This is a genomic window from Parabacteroides sp. AD58 (assembly GCF_023744375.2).
GTDB classification, from domain to species: Bacteria; Bacteroidota; Bacteroidia; order Bacteroidales; family Tannerellaceae; genus Parabacteroides; species Parabacteroides absconsus.
Genome location: NZ_CP146284.1, coordinates 512,896 through 537,934, shown reverse-complemented (window position 1 = coordinate 537,934; position 25,039 = coordinate 512,896). Strand labels below are relative to the sequence as shown.

Here is a 25,039-nt window from a genome sequence, read left to right as displayed (position 1 = left end):
AAACTTTCCGATTGGAAATTATTTGTGGCAAGAATCTTGTACGTCATTACAATCTTGTTGATTCAAACAGATGTATTGGCAGCAGAGAATACACCCTATCAATACCATGAAGAAACTTGTGTTTCAGCACAGACATCCATACCTACCGATCAAGTTGATCCGGATGATGATTATACACGCACCCGTACTATAACACGAACATTTGTAGCCACTCTACCTGTGTTACTGACACTAATTCCTAATATATATATTTTACCTCATGTAGAGGATGTAAAACCAAAACCAGAAACCGCATGTGTAACATGCAATAATAGTCGGCAGGCGACTCTTTGCATTTATCTGATTTAGCTTTTCCTCTTTCTTGCAATTATTTCTTCTGATCAGATCAGAGGACATTCGTATTGCATATTCATTTAAACAAACTCATAAAATATTGACTAACGAAAAGAATTATGATGAATTTTCATCATAAGATAATACTTCTGCTAAGCGTAGTAGAAGTTATGGTTCTTATGTGCTGTCATGCACAATGAGAGGACATTTAAGAAAAGATTTTTTCTCTCCACAACTGTTGAATTAAAGAGCATTTATATGGATTACCGACAATGAATTATCGGAAACATAATTACATATAGCTCATAACAAACAGAAACGGGTTAGAAGTTTAAAGAGAGGAAGTTGGCCAAAGGTATATTATAAAATTAGAGGCAACTGAACCAAGAAGAGTAACAGCTAAATTACAATTGCAAAGAGCGCAAACCTACTATTTCATATATTACTAAGTTGTAAACGCTTCGCCCGATGGCTATATTACCTTTGATATATCCAATATCTGATATGAGGAGAGAAAAAATATCTATTCGAAATAGAATAAAATGAAGACACACTTTAATTACAATAATATCTTTTTTATTTCCACTTTCAAAAGGCTGCTCATCTGTGATAGACTGGCAGCCTTTATTTTAAATGGATAAAATGATGATCAGGATCTTACTGACAATTCTCCTTTATTAATTTCTCAGCTACCGGATCACCCAGTTCTTTAGCTTTGTTCAAAGCTTCACAAGCCGCATCTTTCTTCCCTGCACGGACGTAACAAACACCACGCAGACGATAACAAGCCGCAAAATCAGGAGCTAAGGCCAATGCTTTATCTATACTTTGCAATGCCTCTTCATACTTTTCTTGACGAATATAAATGGAAGCCTCTTCTGCCTGATACATCGGGCTTTGAGCATTAATTGACATGGCCTGTTGAATATCCTGTAAAGCACCCTCCAAATCTCCTTGGCGGAATTTGGCCTGTTCCCGCAAATAATAGAACGAATCGTCTACCCGTCCGCCTACTACCTTATAATATAAGTCATAATCATCTACTGCTTGCTCATACTGCATAAGCTTTAAACGCCAATCAATACGCTCCAGAATGTACGGAGCCATCTCCGGATTCATAGATTCTCCATAGCAAGCAATCGTACTGTCGAGTAGCTGGATAATCTCACCGATATTCACTCCACCCGACTTGGATGATTTCGACTTGGCTGCCATATACCATGAACTGGCGTTGGCCGCATCACTTTTGTTGACAATCATATATTCCTGATAGGCTTCATCAAATTTCCCCTGGTTGAAATAGATTTCACCTTGCAACTGATGATATACCGGATTATTCTCCTCTTTCATCGCCTCTGTCAAACGATTCTGTGCATTTTCAACAGTCCAGTCTGTATTCTTCAAGGTGGAGTCTGATAGAGCTACACTATAAATCAATTGAGCTTCGCTATACAACACATCACTTTTCTTCTCAGCCAAATCGAGAGCTTGCTTCATGTCTTCTTTGGCTTTTTCCAAGTATTGTAATTGTCCGGCTTGATCTTTAGCCAAATCTGCCCGGCGATATGCATAATGCGAAGCCCGGCGAATATAACTTTCCGACCAGTCTGGAAAGGTCGCCACAAAATCATTCAATGTATTCAGATAAGTCTGCGCATCCTGCGAATTTCCCAGCAAATACAAAGCAATCTGCGCCTGATCACGATCAGCCGGCCACGCCTTCTTAATACCAATAGCCGTATACGTAGAACTTAACATATCCATGGTAGATATTTGCAGACTCTCAGCATAAGCAGCCGATACAGCATATGAAACCTCTTTCTTCCCGGAAGCATCCTCTTGTGCCAAACCGAATACTTCTCCTTCTTCATTCAGCACAGGCGCATTCACCCAACTTACCTCCAGTGGAAAAGACAACTTATAATAATGATAGATATCTTTCAACTTAGTAACTTCCTCAACCTTTCCGGCTGCAAAAGTCTTAACTTTTTCAGTCGTATAAGGCTGCAAATATACCGAAGCGCCTACAGCTAATGGAGTTGCCGCCATCTTCAGAAAGCTGACCTTCTTCGGGACTTCCACTTGGAGTTTGATTACGTCATACAATTCATCAGCTGCCAAAACGGTCGAAACGGTATAAGTTTTTCCACCGCCATCTGTAACAACAGCCTTATAAGCATCCTTAAACAACGAATAAGCTGAAAGCATTTTTCCATCTTCCGAAATGAAAAAACCGGTACCTGTATGCAAGGCCGTTCCATCAGCTTTATATGTAGCAATCTTTACAATTGCCTTCTTTTGTTTCTCCATCCATTTCGGCACTTTTTGCTGGGCAGAAAGTGGTATAAATATACATGCCAGCAGGCCTAATAACAATAGTATTCTTTTCATGATATACAAATTATAATATTAATCATTATTCTTCTATTTCTTTCCCATCAGGCGTATGCAGGATAAAAGTAGTTGCACCAATTGTTACAACAGCTCCGTCGCCGATACGAACCACTTCCCGATCACCCAATAATTCACTGCGCAAGAAAGTTCCCGTCAAACTGGGAAAATCCCGCAACGTATAGATTAATTTACCCTGGGCATCTTGTTTAACATGAATCACGCAGTGTTTACGCCCCATACTCGGATCGCTGGTAATAATCGGAACATCCACTCCGTCTGTATCCTTATTTCGACGGCCTATCACGTTATCACCTAATACCAGCGGTAAATCTTGCTTGAATGCGAATGAATTCTCAATTACTGTAATAAAACCACATGAGAAATCCGGCTCCTTTACTTCCTTTTCCTGACCCGATTTCGAACGGACTACTTTCCGGCCGATTTTAATCTTAAACTGTGATGCACACTGTGGACAAACAAACGCCACAACTTTACCTTCTTCGTATTTAGTTTCATCGAAAGCAATCTGATGATCACACTTCGGACAAAAAACTCTTTTCATATTATCCATTCTATTTTAGTGCAAAGATAACCTAAGCCACTCATAGAACAAAACAAAACACACAACAGAAAGTCTCCCTGCACAACATTCCTTCTGAAAATTTGGATAAAGAAGCAGGTTATCGTAATTTTACAAAGCTGAAACCTGCAGTTACTTTCCATACTGCAGGCAATGGTCAATTCAAAATGTAATATAAACTTTTATATCCACATATCTTATGAATCACACATCGGATACAACACTTACGCCTATCAGAAAAGGAATTGTAGGTGTACAATTTCTTTTCGTGGCATTCGGAGCGACTGTTCTGGTACCCTTATTAGTAGGACTTGACCCTTCAACAGCCCTATTTACAGCCGGAATCGGAACATTAGTCTTCCACTTAGTAAGCAAAGGGAAAGTTCCTATCTTTTTAGGAAGCAGCTTTGCCTTCATAGCTCCCATTATCAAAGCGACCGAATTATACGGACTTTCGGGAACATTATTTGGACTTACAGGAGTCGGACTTGTCTATTTTGCGATGAGCGCATTAGTCAAATGGCAAGGACTATCCGTCATTCATCGTATTTTCCCTCCAGTCGTTATTGGTCCCGTCATTATTCTGATCGGTATTACATTGGCTGGTACAGGTGTAAAAATGGCTGAAGAGAATTGGGTGTTAGCTCTGATTTCATTAGCAACAGCTGTAATAGTGTCTTTAAAAGCCAAAGGCTTGCTCAGATTGATTCCCATATTTTGTGGGATCGGTATTGGATATCTGACAGCCTTGTTCTTCTATGAGGTAGACTTGAGTGGAGTACGCGAAGCCTCGTGGTTCAGCCTGCCAGAATTCGTACATCCTACGTTTTCATGGGAAGCCTTCGTCTTCATGATTCCCGTCGCCATTGCCCCAGTGATCGAACACATTGGTAATATTTATGTAGTCAATACGGTTGCCAACAAAGATTTCGTCAAAGATCCAGGATTGCACCGAACCTTATTGGGAGATGGAATAGCCTGTATGATTGCCGGAGTTTTAGGTGGACCTCCAGTTACTACCTATGCAGAAGTTACCGGTGCGATGTCGATAACCAAAGTAACCAATCCGCAAGTCATACGGATTGCGGCCGTAACAGCCATTCTTTTCTCTCTGATTGGTAAAATAAGCGCCCTGCTAAAATCTATCCCCAATGCTGTTCTAGGAGGAATCATGCTGCTGATCTTCGGAACAATCGCTACTGCAGGCGTTACGAATATGTTGCAGCACAAGGTCGATTTGACAAATACCAGAAACATCATCATCTTCTCTCTGACTCTGACTATCGGTATTGGAGGCGCAAACTTCACCTGGGGCGAATTATCACTATCTGGAATCGGGCTTGCAGCAATCGTTGGAGTGGTGCTTAATCTGATCTTGCCACAAGAAAAGGAAGCAAAAGAAGAAAAACAGGAACAATGAATCATCAGTCCATTTTAATTCCGTACCTTTGCACGATCATAATTATTTCAAAGTGTTAAAATGAGAAAAAAGAGCATAAACATATCCAAGATATGTTTTTTCCTGATGGCCTTGTTGCTTATGGCTACCGCTTGTGAAAACAAGGACAACAAAACAGACAAGTACAGTAAGTATAACGAGACCACCCAGCAATTAATTTCGTTGGTTGAGAGTGATACTCGCCTGAAATCACTCCTTACAGAAGCAATTGAAAAAGGAATACTGATCAATCCGGACAAATCTACCAACCCGGCACAGTCCCTTGAAGAGTACTACGACTTTATCGACTACTCACAGACGGCTATGCCTTGGGATGTTATTTTCTGTCCGGGACAACCAAGTATCTTCGGACGGATGTACCAGGCTCTTTGCTACTGTTATTTTATCAACTGTATGCCGCTGGAATCACTCGAAGGCAAAAGTCTTTTTACAAACTCCGTACAATATGTAGAACCATACCGCAGCTGGCTCGTGGATTATTGCAAATCGTGGGGGAATTATCTGTCATCTGCAGATTCATGGAACAAGGAATACGAAGAGTTGATGATGCAACAAGAAGAACTAGGAATGACGAAAGGTTGGTATGAATCCCCTTCCAACTGGCATTCGTTCAATGACTTTTTCAGCCGCCGATTGGCTTCGCCCGATCAACGCCCGATTGCTTCTCCAGAAGATAATTCGGTTGTAACTTCGCCGGGTGACTGCGTACCTCAAGGAGTATGGGATATTGATGACGAATCGTATATCATCACAGACGAGAAGATCGCAGTAAAATCGCGTGTGTTTAATTCCATCCGTAACCTAATCGGTCCGGAGAGCGCTTATTGCGATGCTTTTGCAGGAGGAAGATTTTTCCATGCCTTCCTGAATGCCAACGATTACCACCGATACCATTTCCCTTTATCCGGTGTAATCCGCGAAATCCGTCTTATCCCCGGTGATGATGCCTTAGGCGGAACTATCACTTGGGTACCGGATCTGCAACAATATGTAGTAGATTGCTCCGTTCCTGGCTGGCAGAGTATCGAAACACGCGGCCTCGTTATCCTTGATACAAAAACGCACGGATTGGTTGCCGTGATGCCTATCGGTATGTCGCAAGTGGCATCCGTTAACTTCACCGAAGGATTAAAAGTAGGCGACCATGTAGAAAAAGGAGATGAATTAGGTTACTTCTTATTCGGAGGTTCTGATTTTGTCCTCGTATTCCAAAAAGAAGCCAACTTCCAGCTTACATCACCTAAAGAAGGAAAAGAATGGAGCCATATTTTAATGGGTGAGAAATTAGGGGAATTGAAAGCCCTTTAATATATTCCTTTCAGAGAGTCAAAGAAAAGCCCAGGATAACTCCTTGGGCTTTTCTTTGACTGTTCTTTTATTTCTTCCCAAGCCACGTCAACCGGTGCCAGATGGTTTCCAACGGACCACGACGGAAATGACGGAACCACCAATGTGCAAAGGCTACTTGCAGAATAAGGAATACGATTCCGATCAGCAGACTATAGGTCGTTCCACAAACCAGGTGCAGTTCCAATCCGTAACCGAAATACAAAAGACTTCCTATTATCGATTGCATTACATAATCCGTCAGACTCATCTTTCCATACGGCACAAGAATCTTCTGAACCTTGCCTTCATTTACCCAATAGAGTAACAGAAATCCGGAAACAATCAGCAGCATACCTGACAAATTATACCAAGAATCCCAAATCGTCCGCATAGACGACTTCAGGAACGGATTCTCTATCTGTGAATAAATGAAATCCTTCAGATAATACAGAATGACAGCCGACGGCAATGCCAGAAAGGCTACCCGTTGCCAAAATGCAGCTACCCGTTCTTTGTTTTCCCCTGAATATAGAAACAGACCTTTTCTTCCCAGCAACATTCCTAACATAAACAAAGCTGCTGTCTGGAATACCCGACCATGAGACCACGCCCAATTTAAACTGGCCAACTGACCGGTAACGAAATTTGCTTTCAGCATTTCCCAAAAGGAATGTCCTCCTAACTGCAGATATACGTCACCCAGCGAGAAATAAGTCTGCTGTGGATTTGCATCCGGAACCAAGCATGCATAAAGAACTTTTAGCCATTCCAATGGCTGCAACATCAGAATCAAAGCAATCCATGCGACTGTCCGGTCTTTCAAATGGCGTACAGGAACCAATACAAAACCAATCAATGCATATAGTACCAAAATTTCTCCTGGGAAAAAGATGGCATTCACAAAGCCGAACAGTAAAAGCAATGTCAGCCTCCACATATATCTGTTTCGGAAATCTTCACCTCTTTTCTCGCAATTATGAAATTGCAAATAAAAAGTAAATCCAAACAGCAATGCAAAGATGGCATAGGCTTTCCCGGAAAAGGCAAAAAACAGCATATCCCATAAATGAGAATCTAAGCTCGATAATAAGGGTGATGTCGTTTCGGGAAAAGAATAAAAGTTAAAATGTTCAATGTTGTGCAACAAAATGATCGACATTACGGCAAATCCGCGCAAGGCATCCACGGCCAATATTCTCTCCTTAGAATGAACTATTTCTGACATAACTTACAGTTTTTATATTTAAGATAAAATCATTTCACTACTGATATGGAAGAGATCATGCCAAAATTCCTGCTATCATTTATTTTCCACACGATCTTTCCCTGCCTATCAATTTCTATTAATTGTGGAACATGCCTGGAAGCCACATCCGGATCATGGCCTTGCCAGTTGCAAATATACATTCCACCACCGGTAGTTGGCAACAGCTGAGCGACAAAGCAAAACTCAACTCCTTCAATATCTCCCGAGTTAACGGTACGGACAATTTCTCCACTTTCCAGATTAAACTCAACATAACAATGGGAATCTCCGCAAGCTCCTACATAATTTCCATTATCCAATCTGCTGACACAAAACATATTTCCCGGCATCTTGATGGTACGCAGCAAATTTCCTTCTATATCTATTACCCGTACATCTGCTGTCTCAAACAAAGGAACCAGATAGTTTCCATCTTTATCTACATTCACATGGCGGAATTGAGCATGAGGAACTTCAATACCAGTTTCGTAGGCAGTCTCACGAATAATTTCTCCCTTCGGACTAAATTCGAATATTTTAGCCGGATGACCACATTCAGCAACCAGATAATTTCCGTTATCTAATACGCAGGCAGTCTGAAACTCAGAACCGGCATCTGCTGGAATATTCCATAATTCTTCACCAGCCATCGTGATCAGTTTAACTCCTTTGGCATACGAAAACAGAATATTTCCATCAGGAGTCCAGCTGGCTGAATTACATTCCCAGCCTTTTTCCAATGAATATTCCCATTCTATTTCCTGGATTTTCTTATCGATAATCACAATTTTACTCCAACCCGAACCGGCTAACAATAACTTTTCTCCTTTCTCACCACAGGACAATAATCCCACCAGGAAACAGAGCATACACAGATAAGCAACTATTGATTTCATAATAACATATTAATGACATAAGTAATCCGGATCACCCGCAAAATAAAAGTTCGTACCCACAACTTCTAATCATTCCAATAGTAACTCTATCTTCATTTCAGGAATGGGTACGAACTACAAAATGATGGCTTCTATTTTTACTTTATAGGTAAGCCCACATAATCTTCCATCAGTTCTTCATTCAACTACTATGGTGGAATCTTGTCTTTATTTTCAGCTCAAACTTCGTTTTAAGGCTTTTCATTTAGTTTCCATCAACTCAATTGCAATTCCTTCTTCTTCAATAAAAGCAATTGTCAGATGCTCATCACAAGGAGCCGGACCAAAAATAACCTGCTTACCTTTAAGCGCTTCTTCCAAAGAAGGTACAATATAGGCTACATGAGCCGTTGATAAAACTTTATCCGGCAGCGGAGTTTTTCCTGATTCCAGGTAAAGGAACTCTATTTTGTTGGCACTTTTACTGTAATCAGTCAACCAAATATTCAAACCTTCATTGTACATAGCTCCTTCCGGTTTGTAATTTACCGGAATACCAAAATGACTTAATGTTCTCATAGCACTATCTGTTTAAATTATTAGATGTAAAATTATCTTCCGCTATTATCTTTCTGCGCATATATTTCCAATAGGCAATGACAGAAAGAATAATAACTACGACTATCACTACAAATATATACATAAATATTCCATTAACCTGATCATTTTCTCCATAAGAATGCATACCGCTCAAAAAATAATTCACACCGAAGAATGTCATCAGTACGGAACAGAAAGCCATTACCGATGAGAAATTAAATGACCACAGGTTATACCACTTCCGCACCAGGCGCAAGTGCTCAACTAAAGCATAGATAATCATGGTTATCAGTGCCCAGGTTTCTTTCGGATCCCAGCCCCAGTAACGTCCCCATGATTCATTGGCCCAGACGGCACCCAAGAATGTTCCGATCGTCATCAATGCCAGACCTACCAGCAAAGCCATTTCATTAACAACCGTCAGTTCCCGGATACGAAGCAGCATCTGTTCCTGATTCTTATTCCGCATGAGCGCCATTATCACCAGATTTGTTATTCCCAACAAGCAGCAAATACCGAAGAATCCATAAGCGGCTACTATAACAGCCACATGAAACATCAGCCATGGTGATTTCAACACCGGTACCAACGGACTAATTTCTGGGTCCATCCAGTTCAGACCAGATACAAATAAAATAATACCCGCAAACAAAGTGGCCAGTGCCATCGTTATCCGACTGCGACGGGCAAACAACAAACCGGCAGCAACCGTAGCCCATGCCACATAAACCATCGTCTCATAAGAGTTACTCCAAGGAGCATATCCGGCAATATACCAGCGGACTCCCATTCCATACGTATGAAAACCGAACACCGCCACTACCAGTCCGGCCAGCAAAAGAAAGAGTGTATTCAATTTTCTCTTTTCATTGAACATGGCAACAAAAGCCACAATCAGTAGCAATCCGCCCGTAACCAAATAACCTATCTTGCACTGACGGAAGATGTTCATCTGGTTATATTTGATCTCGGCCTGCATCTTCTTGGGGCTTATGTCAACACCCTGGCTTTTAGCTTGCTGGTATGTTTCGATCATACCCAGTACTTCGTCGGCCTTACTCCAGTCCTGGGTTTTCAATGCCGACTGTACTTCTCCCAAATACCACAAAAAGATCCGGGAAACAAACAGCGAATCCTTTCCACTATAAACAGAAAGATCATCGCCCGGTGCATACCATTTATGATTCGGATCGCCTTCTTTCGGGAAAATATGGATTCGCTGATAATTAAACACTTGATACAGGATATTCACCTGCTCGTCTAATTTCATCAAATCCTTGTCAAAGCGAGTCCTCTCGTTCGGCATTTTGGCATAAGCCTTCTCTACATCTGCCTGAAATTTATAAGCGCCACGGTCATCAAAGACTTGCAAATAGGAACATGATTTATCAGGTAATCCGTAATGGGCAGATATCTCCTTATCTGACAGACGAATCAACGGAACCCGCATCCACATATCCGGCATCGCCAGCAAGCTTAACAGGAACTGGTCGGAATTCAATTTACCAAAAGTGTCTTCCTTATGCAACTTTCTCAATACTTCCGACGAAAAGGTATTCATCGGAATCATTCGTCCGTTTTCAGACTGCACGGGCAATGCCCCGAAAGCCGCCGCATGTTCAGGACTGACCACAAACTGCTGCACCACTTTATTCAAATCCATCGATTTCTCTTCAGCTTTCATTCCAGCTGAAATGCTTAACAGTCCTATCAGAAGAAGCGTAGTAACACCTGCCGAACGCATATCCTTCAACTGACGGCTCAAATACATGAAGCGTGAATGAGGACCTACAATACAAAGAAGCAGGCCTAAAGCCAGTAAAATATATCCAGCATAAGTAATGTTCCGGCCGGCAACATCCCGGTTGACCGAGAGGATTGTTCCTTGCTCATCTTTATCATAAGAAGCCTGATAAAATCTGTAGCCTTTAACATCCAGTACATTATTCATAAAAATAAGTTCCCGACGCGTTTCTCCGTCTACATGAACCAGCACTTCACTCTCAAACGAAGACGGACTTGCCGAACCCGGATAACGGGTTAATGTAAATTTGACTAATTCAACTTGAAAAGGCAAAGTATGAAAATAGGTTTTGTCGCCTGCCCGAACCGCTATCTGGTTACTGGATTCTCCCTCACGTAAATGCAACAATCCTTCTTCACTGAATACATGCGAACACATCGCTCCACCCAAAATAACGATAAAAGCCAGATGAGTCAGTAAAGCTCCCCACTTTTTCCGGCGAACCAATTGATATTTCCCGGCCATTGCCAGAAAATTAACGACCATCAGGAACTGCCAGAAAATAAATACTGGCGAATAATACACCCACTCTTTTGCTGTTTCGGTTCCGAGCTGCTTTTCTATAAATGTAGCAACCGCCAACCCCAACGCATAAACTACCATTAATATCAATCCCGTTACCGGAGAAGATAAATACCTTAGAATAACTGATTTCATATATGTTATTAATATAAACTTCGTCATCCCTTAAGGGAAAACACCCGAGACACTGCCTTTCCGTCGGTTGTCGGAAAGGTTTCCGCCGTACGCCGGAAGGTCGTCCGCCGATTGACGGAAAGCCTTCCGCCGACCGGCGGAAAAGTATCTGCTGGTATGAATTACCTCAGATACCCCTCAGAAAAGGGCCTAAATATAGGATTTTTCCTTTTAATCTTCAATAATCACACGAAAACCTACATTAAATACAGGTTGCCATGGATAGAAGGCTTTTCGGCTATGAGCGGTAGCATATTTTGGCCGTTCCACCCATGAACCACCACGAACTACCTTATATTCTGAAGTTTCCTTTGTATTCTCCTTGTACGGATAAGCAACATAATCCGATCGAGTCCACTCGGCTACATTACCGTGCATATTATACAGGCCGAACGGATTCGCTTCATATTTCTTACCTCCTACCTGAATCAAACTGCCATCATTCACGCTTTCTTCTTTCGGCAAGAAAATATAGTACTTGTACCAGAAGCTTGTCTTTGGCATCGGTTGCGGATCAATTCCGCTTACTGCCAGCAGATTCGTAGTTTCATCCGCCAGATTTTCCTTCTTTCCGAAATCAGCATGTTTATCACCATACCAGAAATCCTGATCACTTCCGGCACGACAAGCCCATTCCCATTGTGCCTCCGTGGGTAAAGTAACATGCAAACCTGTCTTTTCGCTTAGCTTTTTACAGAAAGCCATGGCATCATTATAGCTGACACGGATAACCGGCTGGTCCGGATCATTAGCCACATATCCCGGATAAACGTGGTCTTTCCACTGCTGATCCATGTGACGGCTGTCATGATCTGGGAAGAATACGTTATACTGCTGATTGGTTACTTCCAGTTCACCCATCCAAAACGCCTTGTTTATCTTAACCTTCGCCGTTGGATAAGCATCCGGTTCACCCTGATAACTGCCCATCACAAACTGTCCGGCAGGAATGCGTACAAAAGTCATCTTCACACCCGGAGCCAGCTCTATCTCCTTACGCGTTTGCATTTCATCTGCCAGCATTTCCTTGACAGCATCAGCATTGAATGGCCAACCTTTCACCTTCAGTGTCTTTTCCTTTACAGGAGCTTCCTTTTCGGGCATCACCGGAGTAATCGGACCTTTGGCCTTCAAATAAGCAGCATAATCGGCAATTTCCTTTTTCCAGTCCACTCCAGAACCACCGGCATACTTGTTGTTCAATTCGATACGACGTTCGATCTGGTCATAGCCCTGATACGGAATAATATCTTTCCCAAGCACATTCGCATTGAAATAGCCCTTGTCCGGCGCATTGTAATCAATCCAGTTATACAACGTCTTCCATTCAGCATCCGTCAGTTTCACATTATAGTGACCTTTCTTCAACAAGCGAACCAGTTCACTTGTATTCTGATAATACTCATACGGATATAATACCAGCATATCACCTTCGCCTCCCTGACGATGTACATACGGATGTAAGTTCAGATAAGATGGGCCATAGCCCAACTTGTCTTTTTCGCCGGCACGCAAGTCGAAAGCCTTGCCCTGACCATTATGGCAAGCAATACAAGCACGGTCCAAGATAGGTTGAATTTCCAAATCAAAAGTAAACGAACGGACACCGCCTTCCGGTGCTTTCAGTTTGGCAGCAGTCTTCTGCGAAGCAATCACACGTTTAGGAATGGGAATCTCATTCTGATCTTCATGACAACCTACGCAAGAGACAACTTCACCCGGCTGCCCGGTCAGCCAACTGCGCATCCACTGAATAGCGGCACCATTCTTATCAAGAGGCTGGATAGAAATCGGAGTATTTGCCGGAATCTTAAAGATAACAGAGCCATCCTCTTCAACCGGAACTGTACCCAACAGACGTTTGATGTCCCATCCGCTCTGAATACCATGCCAGTTATGGTCAGACTGAGTCTTTACATAGGCATATTCATATGCATGGATACGCAGTTCCTTTACCGTACCACGCGGAACATTCTTCAAACCTTCACCAGCATATATATCCTGAATAAAGACAGTTGCTTCTTTGTCATTTAGCTTTACACGATCCGGAATACGTGGAGGAGTAACCGACTTACGAACCGGAATCGGACTGATGAAACCTTCTCCTTCAGCCTGATATACACAAGTCATATTATCATAAATATCTACCAGGTAAAGTCCCCACAAATCATTGGAAGACAGTTTGGCAGATACCAGGAAATATTTATCATTCAACGGCATTGGCTTTATAAACTGCGGCCAAACACCATTGACCAATTCATCCTTTATCAATTCCTGTACAGGGCGGCTCCGGTAAGGTATTTCCTGCGTCATGCCGGCTGCTCCTTTACGGGCTTTCGACGGATCGAACAAGATCAAACGACCTGACCGGGCAATACCGTGGTGGCCTGAAATAATGCCGACGAATGCAGAAGGATGACCGGGCAGCGGTTGTACGTCGAATGTACTGTTCGGGAACATAGAACCACTACCGAACAAGGCTTTCTGCTCCGTTCCATCCGGATTCATGTGCATCACAATACGAGAATAGTAATGAGTCAAATCAGTATATTCCCAACGCGTATACATCACTTTCCCGTTAGCCATAATGGTCGGATTCCAGTTTGCATCCTGGTCAAATGTGATACGACGCATACTCTTATCCTTCGGATTATACAAGATCATATTTCCGACAGGATCATCTCCGCTCACACAAGGCACGCCCTGATAACCGATGTTTGAAACACCTATGATTCGTCCATCCGGCAAATAAGTACCATCATAAAATTCCAAATCAGGCTCTTTCATTTCAATCATCGGATGATAACCAGTTCCGTCTAACTTGACTTCATGGATATTCCAGCGCTTGTCCGGCATGGTCTGCGTAAACATCACACGATCGCCATCCCAATGAAGCTTCAGGTCGGCAATAGAAGAAGAATGATCCGGCTTATACACCCGACGCATCTGAACATCGCCCCGCAAATTCGTCAATTCAACAATCTCGGAATCGAAACCTTCCCGACGGGCCGATTCCTGATTGCTCCAGTTGTTTGCCTGTGTACCTAAATCCGGAGCCATAGCCAAACGGGCATTCATGCCTAATTTAAAGCGGGTAGCAACAATCTTATCACCATCCAGCAAGACATTTCCCAATAAAATAGCCCGTTTGTCGGCCAAAGCCTTTTTCGCATCAGCAATAACCTGTTCGTCTCCCTTATAAATACCATCGAAACCTTTCTTTGTCAATTCAATCAGTTCATTGAGCAAAGGTTCATACGTAGCCACATCATAACCTTTTTGCCGTTTCATATCGGCAAAGGCCAACTTTACGGATTCCACATTCAACCACTCTAATTCATTCTGAAGAGCAACAACCTGTTGTATTTGTTCCAATAAAGACAGGTATTTGTGCATTTGGGTATTCACATCTGTCTCATCAGCAACCCGTTTAGCCGCATCGGCAAAATAAGTTTTATCTTTCAAATAAGAAAGGGCTTTTTCTACAGCCTGCTTTTCCTCTGAAGCATCAGCCGTAATCAGCCATGAATCCAAACCATCCAAAACAGAACCCAACATGGCGATCTCTTTCGGATATCGGTTACTCAGCTCCTTGCCCACAGTTTCGGGCATCACATTCAGCGCCTGGAAATAGACACTTCCGCCCTGCGATGCGTCGTCAATACCGACTTCTGCCTCAAAACGGACATATTCACCATTCAAAGGATAAACCAAAGTACCATCCGCATGACATAAAACACCGTGCGCATATTCTTTGCCTGCAATGACAATCTTATTGTCGTATACGTTGACATTCATCTTTGGCTTATCCCATCCAGCAACACCATATTCATAAGGGATTTCGTCCAGCCAAACGGATGTTCCATCTTTTTTAATCAAACGGGCATTTGCCCAAACCGCCTGATCATAATTAGTTCCATCCGGTCCTCCTGCGGTGACCAATACAAGCTTGTCCAAACCTTTTACATCCACAACAAATGATTGAGCCTTTTGCTTATGCTTCATCCATTGTGAAATGACAGGCATACCTGCCTTCTTCAGTTTTTCCTGTAATTCAGTCTTCGCTTTAACAGAGGCATCAATCCAATTATCAACCTTCTTTTGCTGTGGTCCCGCCCAAGATACAGCCGACGTTGATAAAAGAACCGATATCACTAATTGAAGTTTATTCATGTTATTTCAATTATACAGTTAGCAACACACCTTGCAATTCACAAGATTACCATAGCATTTGTTCTGTACATTTTATTATATACAGAACAAATCAAAAGAGAATTATAATGCAGCTTTATCGTTGGTAAAGCGCAAGCCATCATTATCGTGGTAGCAAGCCCACTCATCAACTATCGCACCTTCCGGTCCAGCCATCATAAAATGGAATGACTCTAACTTTTTCAGGCGTAACACATCTCCTACTTTCTGAACCACAAAATTCTTACTCTTAATCGGACCATGAGTAGCCGGAATAGTCGGAGCATTAGGTGTCTCATCTCCTATCTCAGAGAAATTATACACCCAACCTTTCTCAACCATCCATGATTCATGTTTTGCCGGGAATTTTGTTTTAACGTGAGCATGCTCAGGAATCATCTGCCCCGGCAACAAATAAATGGCGTGAGCGAAATAACCATATTCCGGATCATTTACCCAGAAAATACCGCCCATACCAACATTTTCAAAGTCTCCTAAACCAAAATCTGTCACCCACATTTCTTTAGCCATCAGCTCGGTAAAAGGGACTCCATAATATGCAAACATATCTTTCATTGCTTCCATAGCAACATCCTGCAGGAATTTGCCGTCTTTATAGAAATCGGCATTTGTGTACTTTTTAGAATACGCCATAAACTTTCATATTTTTAGTAGATTAATTATTTTCAGTTATTGCCTAACATCTGCTATATATTCACTTGAGTAAATTCATCCGAAGATTTATCTTCTTCCTTATTCAGCCAAATTACTAACAGAAAAACTATTTCATCGCGATACCTTCAATCTCAATTAATAATTCTTCCCGACAAACATCAGCACACATATATGATATAGGGACATTCAAATGATAGGTTTCCAAAAGAAACTTCGCTTCTTCATAATAAGAACGGTCTTTTAAATAGACACGCAAAAATTTTATTGCTGCATCACCTATCAATTCGGCTATATTTTCCATGGTAATACGCAACTGCCGTTCCAATCCAACACCAACCAAAGTTTCTTCTCCCCGGATAGCCGCTGTCCCAGATATATAAATCAAACTATTATTACCGGTAGTAAGCCGTTTGGCTCTTTCAAATTTAGGAGTTGTCTTCTGCACCCCAGCTTTCTCCAGAACCTTTTCAGAATACGCATGTGCAGCAATTTGGAGTTTATTATCTATCGGCGTTGCATAACAGTCTTCTTGTTTGAATACAACAGCATCGACATCCACAACCAAACCTCCCAAATCAGCACCAATACCAGTTGCAGCCGGATATCCGTTACTCCAATCAACCGGTTTATAAAATTCACTGCGGGCATTATTAAACATCTGGTAGCGCTGATCGGCTCCATCACAATCTGTGATTCGCTCAATATAATTCCATTGCCGAACAATACTGCTTATCGGAAAACCTTCTTTACGTAATACATCACCCAAACGGGCAAAAACGCCTGCTGCCTGCTGCTGAATACCAAACATCAAGATATCTTCCTGGAAACCGCCAGCATACAGACATTTCATCTTATCGTTTTCCACCATAACATAAGGAGTTCCTTCATAATGACGAAAGGCTATGCAATCACTCCCATCTGGTATATAACTATGCACTTCCATAATTAATGCAGCACCCAACGGTGGTTGTGCAACATACGTTAATGCCGGTTCACTATGCTGATAACGATAACGGACTTTCTTTCGGATTAACAGTCTCCGCTCTAAATACTGAGCATTTGACAAAGGCTTTCCGAAAAACACCAGGCGTAGAACTATTTCATTCTGAGGAATACAATCTAGCAGACGATCAACCAATTTATCAAAATCAGCCTGATCTGCCTGAAATATATTATAATGTATCTTCTGACAATAATTCATAGAACTCATTTTTACAAAGAATTTACATACTCTGATAACTCCTCAATTTCCTTATCTGATACTTTTTTATCAATACCATGCTTATATACACGGAATACATCTTCCATAGTAGCGGCTGATCCATTGAACAAATAAGGAGCTGTGCGCCACACTTCACGTAAAGTAGGTGTATCCCATCCTTTCTCGAATTCAACATTCTCACCTATCACATGATATTTCATATCTGTATAATATGGACCACTATGGCACTCTCCGCATTTAAGTTTCTCAAAGACCTTACGCCCAGCTTCTGCCTTTTCACTTAATTTTCCATTCACCAAGTATGGACTTGGAACAGGCTGCAGTGATTTTAAATACGCATCAACGCATAAGGACATATCTTCTTCCGGTTCATAAAACTGAATATACCGAAAACCTGCGCGAACAGCCAATTCGGCAGATTCCCGAATTCCAGAAATCATACAAGGAGGTGTCACATGACTGAACAGCAAACTTTTACAATTCTTAGAATTTCCAATTCCATCATTCATTAAATCCCAATTCATACCATCCGTACGCGCATCACCGGGATGACAGCCATTACAACTCTGCCAGTTCTGGAAACATTTGGCAGCATCATTAAAATAACGCTCGCCTTTCTGCACATCCGTCTCTGTTCTATCCGGATTTAACGGAATTGAAGTTAATTCAAGTGTTTCTTTATCCAATATATTCAATACGTCTGCGAAATATGTTGGAATTATGACTTTGTTCTCACCAGCAAACATACAACGTGGACCATTTCCCTGCAAGGGAATTCGTGTCCGAATACCATACAGAAATGTCAGATCGTAGTCCAACCGAGACTTATCAGGATAAGCTTCAAACTTATCTCGCATAGCTTTATGATCAATTACACTTATTTCATGGGTACCACTGTGCGTGATATAAATCTTTTCCTCATCACAAGCAATGCTCCATATACCAGCTGCTCCTCTATCCGGTTCATCGACAACAACAACGCCGGCATAACTCAAATCGTCAGCATCAATGATACTAAATGCACTCGTATTCATCCATCCTTGCTGTAATTGAGACGTTGGTACCGTAAAACGACCTAAATTATGAGAGACATATACATACTTGCCATCAGGCGTTACACACAAACCCCGCAAAGCATTACTGCCATTTGCAAGCTGTATATCTTTTATCTTTTCAAACTTAGACATGTCGATCACCGACACGCAAGCTGCTACATAATCGATATCGGCTCGTTGTGCCGGCAGGAAATTGGCAACAAACATATATTTACCATCTTTACTAAATACTGCCGATCTGGGCTCACGAAGAACTTTAACCGTACGTAGTATTTTTCCATTAGCCAAATCTATTTCCACAACATTATTAGAAAACTGATTGCAAACATAGATACGTTTCCCGTCTGGTCCCAATAATGGAGAGCAAGCTCCTGATCCCGTAGGTATAATCTTTTCTACTTTCCCAGTTTCCTTTTGCATAACCTGTAAATGACCCGTCGAACCAAAAGTTGTTATATAAACTTTATCTTCATGCAACAAAAGGCCCGTGGGCGCTTCATCTACCGGGTAAGAATACAACAATGTTTCTCCATCCGCTGAAAAAACATCTACGCAATTCTTTCCTTTTTCAGCTAACCACATCTCTCCATTCTGACCAATATCTATCCCTGTTGTAAAGAAAGGAGGAGTACCAGCTTCAACCCAGGATAAGCAACAACAAGCTAGTCCTGCCAACAATAATTTTCTCCATATATTTTTCCGCATTTTCATGGTCCAATATTTTAATGGTAACTTATTTTCTAATCTATCAGTCTCGGACTAAATCCCAATTCTGAAGATATCATCTTTGCATATTTCATAATAACGAGAGCAGATTCTTCTCGAATGGATTCTGGCAAACGATCTTTCGGTCCTGAAATCCAAATCGCCCCACTCGGGAAACCAGTATAATCTAGAATAGCCGCACCTATACAAACCACACCACTCATTTCTTCCTCATTGTCTAAAGCATAACCTTTTTTCCGGACCTCATCCAACTCTCTTAAATACACTTCACGATCAGTTATCGTATTTGCATTAAAACATTGAAATGACATATTAGACAAATATCTGTCCCTTACTGTATCAGGCAAATAAGCCATAATAGCTTTTCCCGGAGCTGAACAATGAAGTTCAAAAGGTTTTCCAGGAGTTAAGACAAAATGAAAAGCATGTAGTCCTTGGGCCTGCTCTATAAATATACCTTTTTCATTTCCCAGTACACCAAAACAAACCGTTTCTTTTACGATATCCCGCAGTTCTCGCAGTTTAGGCAGCACTATCTCTAATAAATTGTGCTCTTTCAACGAATAAAAACCTAACGTAAGCAATTTTCGAGTTATCCGATAGTGTTTTGTCTTATCATCAAAACATAAATATTCAAGACGAACTAATGTATTCAATATACGATAAGCCGTTGTCTGAGAAATATCCAAAGCCTGCTTGATTTCTTGTAAAGTTCGTCCATTCGAATTATATGACAGATACTCTAAAACAGCTATTCCTTTTTCCAAATTAGGTACTTTGTAATTTTCATCCGTTTTTTCCAGATTTGAGAGAAGTGTTTCCATATTTGAAATACCGTTTCAGATTTGAATCAAAAATACGTTTCTACAGAATCAAACCAGTAACAATTATGCAAAAATGAGTTAATCCTGCTTTTAAACATAAAACATCTTTAAAAATCATCCGAAATACAGCTTGTCTTCCAAATTTAATAAAAAAACTCAAGATATATGATTTTTTTTTCGCAACTTTGATGCTGTTTTAGAATCGGCCTGACAAACGAATATTCATATTCATTGAAATAATATTCTTTCAGATAATGTTTCACAGCAAGGAGCCATTCTATACATATTATTCTTTATTATTACCTCTAACTTATTAACAGGAAGTAAATGAGAAAATGGAAAATTGAAGATTCAGCCGAACTGTACAACATCAATGGTTGGGGACTGAATTATTTTTCGATTAATGAAAAAGGGCATGTCGCTGTACAACCCAAAGCTGGCGGACCAATCATCGATTTGGAAAATCTGATGGAAGAGCTGCAAATTCAAGATGTGGCGGCACCTGTTTTACTCCGTTTCCCGGATATTCTCAACAATCGTATTGAGAAAATATCCAGTTGTTTTGACAAAGCTGCAAAAGAGTACGGGTTTACAGCTAAAAATTACATCATTTATCCTATTAAGGTAAATCAAATGCGCCCCGTTGTTGAAGAGATTGTGAGTCATGGCAATAAATTCAATATCGGACTGGAGGCCGGATCTAAACCGGAACTGCATGCTGTTCTGTCTATCGATATAGACAGCGACGCTATGATTATATGCAATGGCTACAAAGATGAAAGCTATATAGAATTAGCTTTACTCGCTCAAAAGATGGGAAGACGTATCTTCCTGGTTGTAGAAAAAATGATGGAGCTGAAAACCATTGCCACATTGGCCAAGCGCATGAATGTGATGCCTAACATAGGTATCCGAATTAAACTGGCCAGCTCAGGCAGCGGAAAATGGGAAGAGTCTGGAGGTGATGTCAGTAAATTTGGATTGAATTCCAGCGAGCTTTTAGAAGCATTAGAATTGTTAGAGCAAAACGGACTGAAAGATTGCCTGAAATTAATCCACTTCCATATAGGTAGTCAGGTAACAAATATACGAAGAATAAAAACAGCTCTCCGTGAAGCTACTCAGTTTTATGTACAGCTGAAACAGATGGGATTCAATATCCAATTTGTTGATATCGGAGGTGGCCTTGGCGTTGACTACGATGGCACCCGTTCTGCCCTGAGTGGGAATAGCATGAATTATTCCATTCAAGAATATGTAAATGATGCAGTGTCTGCTTTGGCTGACGTTTGCAAGAAATTCGGATTGGAACAACCTAATATCATCACTGAATCCGGGCGATCATTAACAGCCCATCACTCCGTATTGATTATTGAAGCATTGGCCAGTACAAGTCTGCCTGCATGTGATGAAAATGAAGAGTTGCAGCCAGATGCCCATGAATTAGTACGCGAACTCTATAATTTATGGGATACACTCAACCAGCCACGACTGATAGAGACATGGCATGATACCCTTCAATGCCGGGAAGAAGCACTCGAGTTGTTCAATTTAGGCTTAATCGACTTAAAAACCCGTGCTCATGTTGAACGGTTATTCTGGTCTATTGCCCGAGATGTCTTTGAAATGGCAGAAAGTGTTAAACATGCTCCCGATGAACTGAAGAAAATATCGAAATTATTACCAGATAAATATTTCTGTAATTTTTCTTTGTTCCAATCTTTACCTGATTCCTGGGCGATCGATCAGATTTTTCCTGTAATGCCAATCAGCCGACTGGAAGAACAACCTACCAAGTCTGCTACATTACAAGATATAACCTGTGACTCGGACGGTAAAATAGACAACTTTATTTCAACCCGGAATTTCTCATATTACTTACCGGTCCATAAGTTAAGAGAAGGAGAACATTATTATTTAGGCGTTTTCCTTGTAGGTGCCTATCAAGAAATCCTGGGTGATTTACATAATTTATTTGGTGATACAAATGCTGTACATATTAAAGTCAAGGGAGATAAATATGTTATAGACCGTGTCATCGAAGGAGAGACAGTAGCTGATGTATTAGAATATGTTCAATTCAACCCGAAGCGTATGGCTCGGGCTATTGAAGTTTGGGTCGCATCTTCCGTCAAGAAAGGAACTATCTCTGCAGAAGAAGGTCGTGAATTCTTATCAAACTACCGTTCCGGTCTATATGGATATACTTATTTAGAATAGTATCTTCCATACATATATAAACAAATAACCCCTCCGATACAGAGGGGTTATTTGTTTTATGAAGCATCTTCTCTTTCTGATACTGATCTGATGCCGTCTATGCTAAATTATAATAGGATAACCGTTACACGAATTGGTCCGTGGGCTCCAAAGACCAAAGCCTGTTCGATATCAGCCGTCTTCGATGGACCGGACATAAACACACCATAAGAATATTCAGCCTTTTCAATTCGACGGTAAGCTTCATTCATATTATTAACCAGTTCTTCCCGATTCAATATGATCACCAAAGCGTTGGAAATAAAATAAACAGCCTTATAGCGATATTGACAAGGCAACCAGACAGCAGCATTCTCAGCGACGCCAAATTCTCCTTTCACAATAGAAACATCTGTTCCATTTAATTCACGAGGATCTTCCAGTTCATCCGGATTAAATGTAGCACAAGTAATATCTTTCAGATTTGAACCTATACGCTGAGCATCTGGATAAAATTTCTGAATGACAGCATTCAGATCATCTTCTGGCTGCATGACATAGGCTTCCCCTCCCGCAGCTTTCAGCACATCAATAAAAGTATTTAGCTTATCTTCGTAAACGATTGCATTCAATGATAGATCCGGCATATCATACTGTTGCCGGGTATTTGCATGAATCCGTTTTAATATATCTTCTTTACTGCTCATTTTACTTTGTTCTTTTTCCACAATTCATTAAACGATTCTTTCGCAAACGCAGGAAGTTCCCGACCTTTTCCCCACGCATTAACGGCATTATACACCATGAAACGTGGTAAATGATTCACAACTGGAGCAAACTTCAGGGCTGTATCGAACAAGGCCGGACGTTCCATCAGATATTGCATACCTTCCGACATCAACTTTTTCTGCTTATTGGCTCGTCCCAACCGTTCCAAATCTTGTCTCCATTTATAAATCTGTTCACCTAAATCCACTTTAGCCGGACATACATTCGAACAAGATAAGCACAAAGAACAAGCAGAAACATTATCGGCATATTTCTCCGGATCACGTAACATACCTAAATTGATTCCAATTGGACCCGGAATGAAATAAGTATAAGAATAGCCTCCACTCCGACGATATACCGGACATGTATTCATACATTCTCCGCAACGGATACAGTTCAACGTCTTCACATGATCAGGCTTGGCCAGAATCTCACTTCGTCCATTATCTACAATGATGATATGGAACTCACAACCCTCAGGCGGCTTTCTGTAATGAGAAGTATAAGAAGTGATGGGTTGTCCCGTACCCGAACGGGCCAACAGACGAGTAAACACGCCTAATGCTTCCCGATTCGGAACAATCTTTTCCATACCAAAAGTAGCGATATGCACCTTAGCAAACGATGTGCCCATATCGGCATTACCTTCATTGGTACAAACCACGATTTCACCCGTTGAAGCCACAGCAAAATTAGCACCCGTCATCGACACATCCGCGTGCAAGAACTTTTCGCGTAAATGCTTCCGGGCAGCATGGGTCAGATAAGTCGGATCAAAATTACCTTTTTCTGTACCCAATTTTTCTTCCATCATTTCACCCACCTGCTGGCGTTTGATATGAATAGCCGGAAGAACAATATGACTCGGCTTTAAATTCATCAGCTGAAGAATTCGTTCTCCCAAATCACTTTCCACAACATCAATGCCTTTAGAAAACAGGAACGGATTCATTTCGCATTCTTCCGTCAACATCGATTTGCTCTTCACCAGATTCTTTGCCTGATGTTCTTTTAATATATCATACACAATCTGGTTATGCTCTTCTGCATCTTTCGCCCAATGAACGATCGCTCCGTTGGCTACAGCATTCTTTTCAAACTCTTGCAACAAAGTTTCCAAGTGACTGTTCGAATACATCTTGATGGCACTGGCCAAATCGCGTAATCGTTCCCATTCGGGTAATGATTTACTTTGTTTATCACGTTTTGCACGAACCATCCATAACGTCTCATCGTGCCACTTTTCTTGCGGGCGATTCTCTATGAACCGGGCCGCAGCTATTGAATGTTTCGTACTCATAATCCGGCTGCTAAAATCTGAACAATATGAATAGTTTGTATAGGAAGATGCTCGCGCTTGATAACACCTTGCATGTGCATCAGGCAAGAACTGTCAGCACCCGTAATATATTCGGCACCCGTGCTCATATGGTCCATTACTTTATCATGTCCCATACAAACAGAGACTTCCGGTTCCTCAACCGAAAACATACCACCAAAACCACAGCATTCGTCTACCCGTTTAGGTTCAAAAACTTCAATGCCTTTTACCAAAGAAAGTAAATTGCGCAGCTTTGAGTAATAAGGAATATTCATTTCACTGGGTGAAGAAAGATGTAATTCCCTTACTCCATGGCAGCTATTATGCAAACTTACTTTATGTGGGAAAACAGCAGGCAGACTCTTCGGCTTGATCACATCATGTAAAAACTCACAAATATCATAGATCTTCTCGCTATTTGTACAAACATGTCCCGCCTTCTTTAATATATGCGGATGATTTTCTTTCACAAAAGCGACGCAACTGGCTGACGGTCCTACCACATAATCATACGACTGGAAAAGATCTTCCATACGAACAGCCAACTTAGTTGCTTCATTCTCAAATCCGGCATTAGCCATTGGCTGGCCACAACAAGTCTGATCAAGTGGATAATCTACATCAACCCCGACTTGCTTCAACAACTTGAAGGCTGCCACTCCAACTTCCGGATATACTGCATTGATATAACACGGAATAAATAATCCAACTTTCATATAAGATGTTTCAAAATATATAA

General features: G+C 41.3%; 16 protein-coding genes and 1 pseudogene. 3 read left to right on the top strand and 14 right to left on the bottom strand.

Annotated features, from left to right (window positions below):
• Positions 1-990: 990 nt before the first annotated feature.
• Together NEE14_RS02245 and NEE14_RS02240 are read right to left on the bottom strand one after the other, a co-directional pair.
• Positions 991-2,724: a serine protease gene (locus NEE14_RS02245; protein WP_251967622.1), complete on the bottom strand. Its 1,734-nt coding sequence runs from the start codon at positions 2,722-2,724 to the stop codon at positions 991-993.
• A 25-nt stretch (positions 2,725-2,749) separates the two neighbouring features.
• Positions 2,750-3,289 (bottom strand): FHA domain-containing protein, encoded by a 540-nt coding sequence (locus NEE14_RS02240; RefSeq protein WP_251967623.1) that lies wholly within the window; start codon positions 3,287-3,289, stop codon positions 2,750-2,752.
• Between the two features lie 217 nt (positions 3,290-3,506).
• Here NEE14_RS02240 and NEE14_RS02235 point away from each other — a divergent pair, with 217 nt between their 5' ends.
• Together NEE14_RS02235 and NEE14_RS02230 are read left to right on the top strand one after the other, a co-directional pair.
• Positions 3,507-4,727, top strand: a complete 1,221-nt coding sequence (locus tag NEE14_RS02235; protein ID WP_251967624.1) for a uracil-xanthine permease family protein — start codon at positions 3,507-3,509, stop codon at positions 4,725-4,727.
• A 60-nt stretch (positions 4,728-4,787) separates the two neighbouring features.
• A complete protein-coding gene (locus NEE14_RS02230) occupies positions 4,788-6,074 on the top strand; it encodes a phosphatidylserine decarboxylase (RefSeq protein WP_251967625.1) in 1,287 nt (428 codons plus the stop codon).
• A 67-nt stretch (positions 6,075-6,141) separates the two neighbouring features.
• Here NEE14_RS02230 and NEE14_RS02225 read toward each other — a convergent pair whose 3' ends face one another.
• The 9 genes and pseudogenes from NEE14_RS02225 to NEE14_RS02185 form a co-directional block, all read right to left on the bottom strand.
• On the bottom strand, positions 6,142-7,320 hold the full coding sequence (locus NEE14_RS02225; RefSeq protein WP_251967626.1) for a DUF418 domain-containing protein: 1,179 nt from the start codon (positions 7,318-7,320) through the stop codon (positions 6,142-6,144).
• Between the two features lie 29 nt (positions 7,321-7,349).
• Positions 7,350-8,237: a YncE family protein gene (locus tag NEE14_RS02220; protein WP_251967627.1), complete on the bottom strand. Its 888-nt coding sequence runs from the start codon at positions 8,235-8,237 to the stop codon at positions 7,350-7,352.
• 240 nt (positions 8,238-8,477) lie between these two features.
• A complete protein-coding gene (locus NEE14_RS02215) occupies positions 8,478-8,795 on the bottom strand; it encodes a hypothetical protein (protein WP_251967628.1) in 318 nt (105 codons plus the stop codon).
• Between the two features lie 4 nt (positions 8,796-8,799).
• Positions 8,800-11,277: a cytochrome c biogenesis protein CcsA gene (gene ccsA / locus NEE14_RS02210; protein ID WP_251967629.1), complete on the bottom strand. Its 2,478-nt coding sequence runs from the start codon at positions 11,275-11,277 to the stop codon at positions 8,800-8,802.
• A 210-nt stretch (positions 11,278-11,487) separates the two neighbouring features.
• Entirely contained in the window at positions 11,488-15,489 is a 4,002-nt protein-coding gene (locus tag NEE14_RS02205; RefSeq protein ID WP_251967630.1) for an SUMF1/EgtB/PvdO family nonheme iron enzyme, read from the bottom strand.
• Between the two features lie 102 nt (positions 15,490-15,591).
• Positions 15,592-16,167, bottom strand: a pseudogene (locus NEE14_RS02200) (hypothetical protein); the annotation flags it as partial.
• 121 nt (positions 16,168-16,288) lie between these two features.
• A complete protein-coding gene (locus NEE14_RS02195; protein ID WP_251967632.1) occupies positions 16,289-17,383 on the bottom strand; it encodes an endoribonuclease L-PSP in 1,095 nt (364 codons plus the stop codon).
• A gap of 11 nt (positions 17,384-17,394) precedes the next feature.
• On the bottom strand, positions 17,395-19,170 hold the full coding sequence (locus NEE14_RS02190; RefSeq protein ID WP_251967633.1) for a YncE family protein: 1,776 nt from the start codon (positions 19,168-19,170) through the stop codon (positions 17,395-17,397).
• 29 nt (positions 19,171-19,199) lie between these two features.
• Complete coding sequence (locus NEE14_RS02185; RefSeq protein WP_251967634.1) at positions 19,200-20,009, bottom strand: IclR family transcriptional regulator; 810 nt, start codon at positions 20,007-20,009, stop codon at positions 19,200-19,202.
• A gap of 327 nt (positions 20,010-20,336) precedes the next feature.
• Between NEE14_RS02185 and speA the strand changes: the two genes are divergently transcribed.
• Complete coding sequence (gene speA / locus NEE14_RS02180; RefSeq protein ID WP_251967635.1) at positions 20,337-22,229, top strand: biosynthetic arginine decarboxylase; 1,893 nt, start codon at positions 20,337-20,339, stop codon at positions 22,227-22,229.
• Between the two features lie 107 nt (positions 22,230-22,336).
• Here speA and NEE14_RS02175 read toward each other — a convergent pair whose 3' ends face one another.
• Genes NEE14_RS02175 through NEE14_RS02165 form a run of 3 tightly spaced genes read right to left on the bottom strand, consistent with a single transcriptional unit; the run spans position 22,337 to position 25,016 of the window.
• Complete coding sequence (locus tag NEE14_RS02175; protein ID WP_251967636.1) at positions 22,337-22,915, bottom strand: LutC/YkgG family protein; 579 nt, start codon at positions 22,913-22,915, stop codon at positions 22,337-22,339.
• The gene (locus tag NEE14_RS02170; protein WP_251967637.1) at positions 22,912-24,279 is read right to left on the bottom strand and encodes a lactate utilization protein B; all 1,368 of its coding nucleotides are present in this window, start codon (positions 24,277-24,279) and stop codon (positions 22,912-22,914) included. The genes NEE14_RS02175 and NEE14_RS02170 overlap by 4 nt, the downstream gene beginning before the upstream one ends.
• Positions 24,276-25,016 carry a (Fe-S)-binding protein gene (locus tag NEE14_RS02165; protein ID WP_251967638.1) on the bottom strand — a complete coding sequence of 247 codons (741 nt, stop codon included), beginning with the start codon at positions 25,014-25,016 and terminating at the stop codon, positions 24,276-24,278. The genes NEE14_RS02170 and NEE14_RS02165 overlap by 4 nt, the downstream gene beginning before the upstream one ends.
• Between the last annotated feature and the right edge of the window lie 23 nt (positions 25,017-25,039).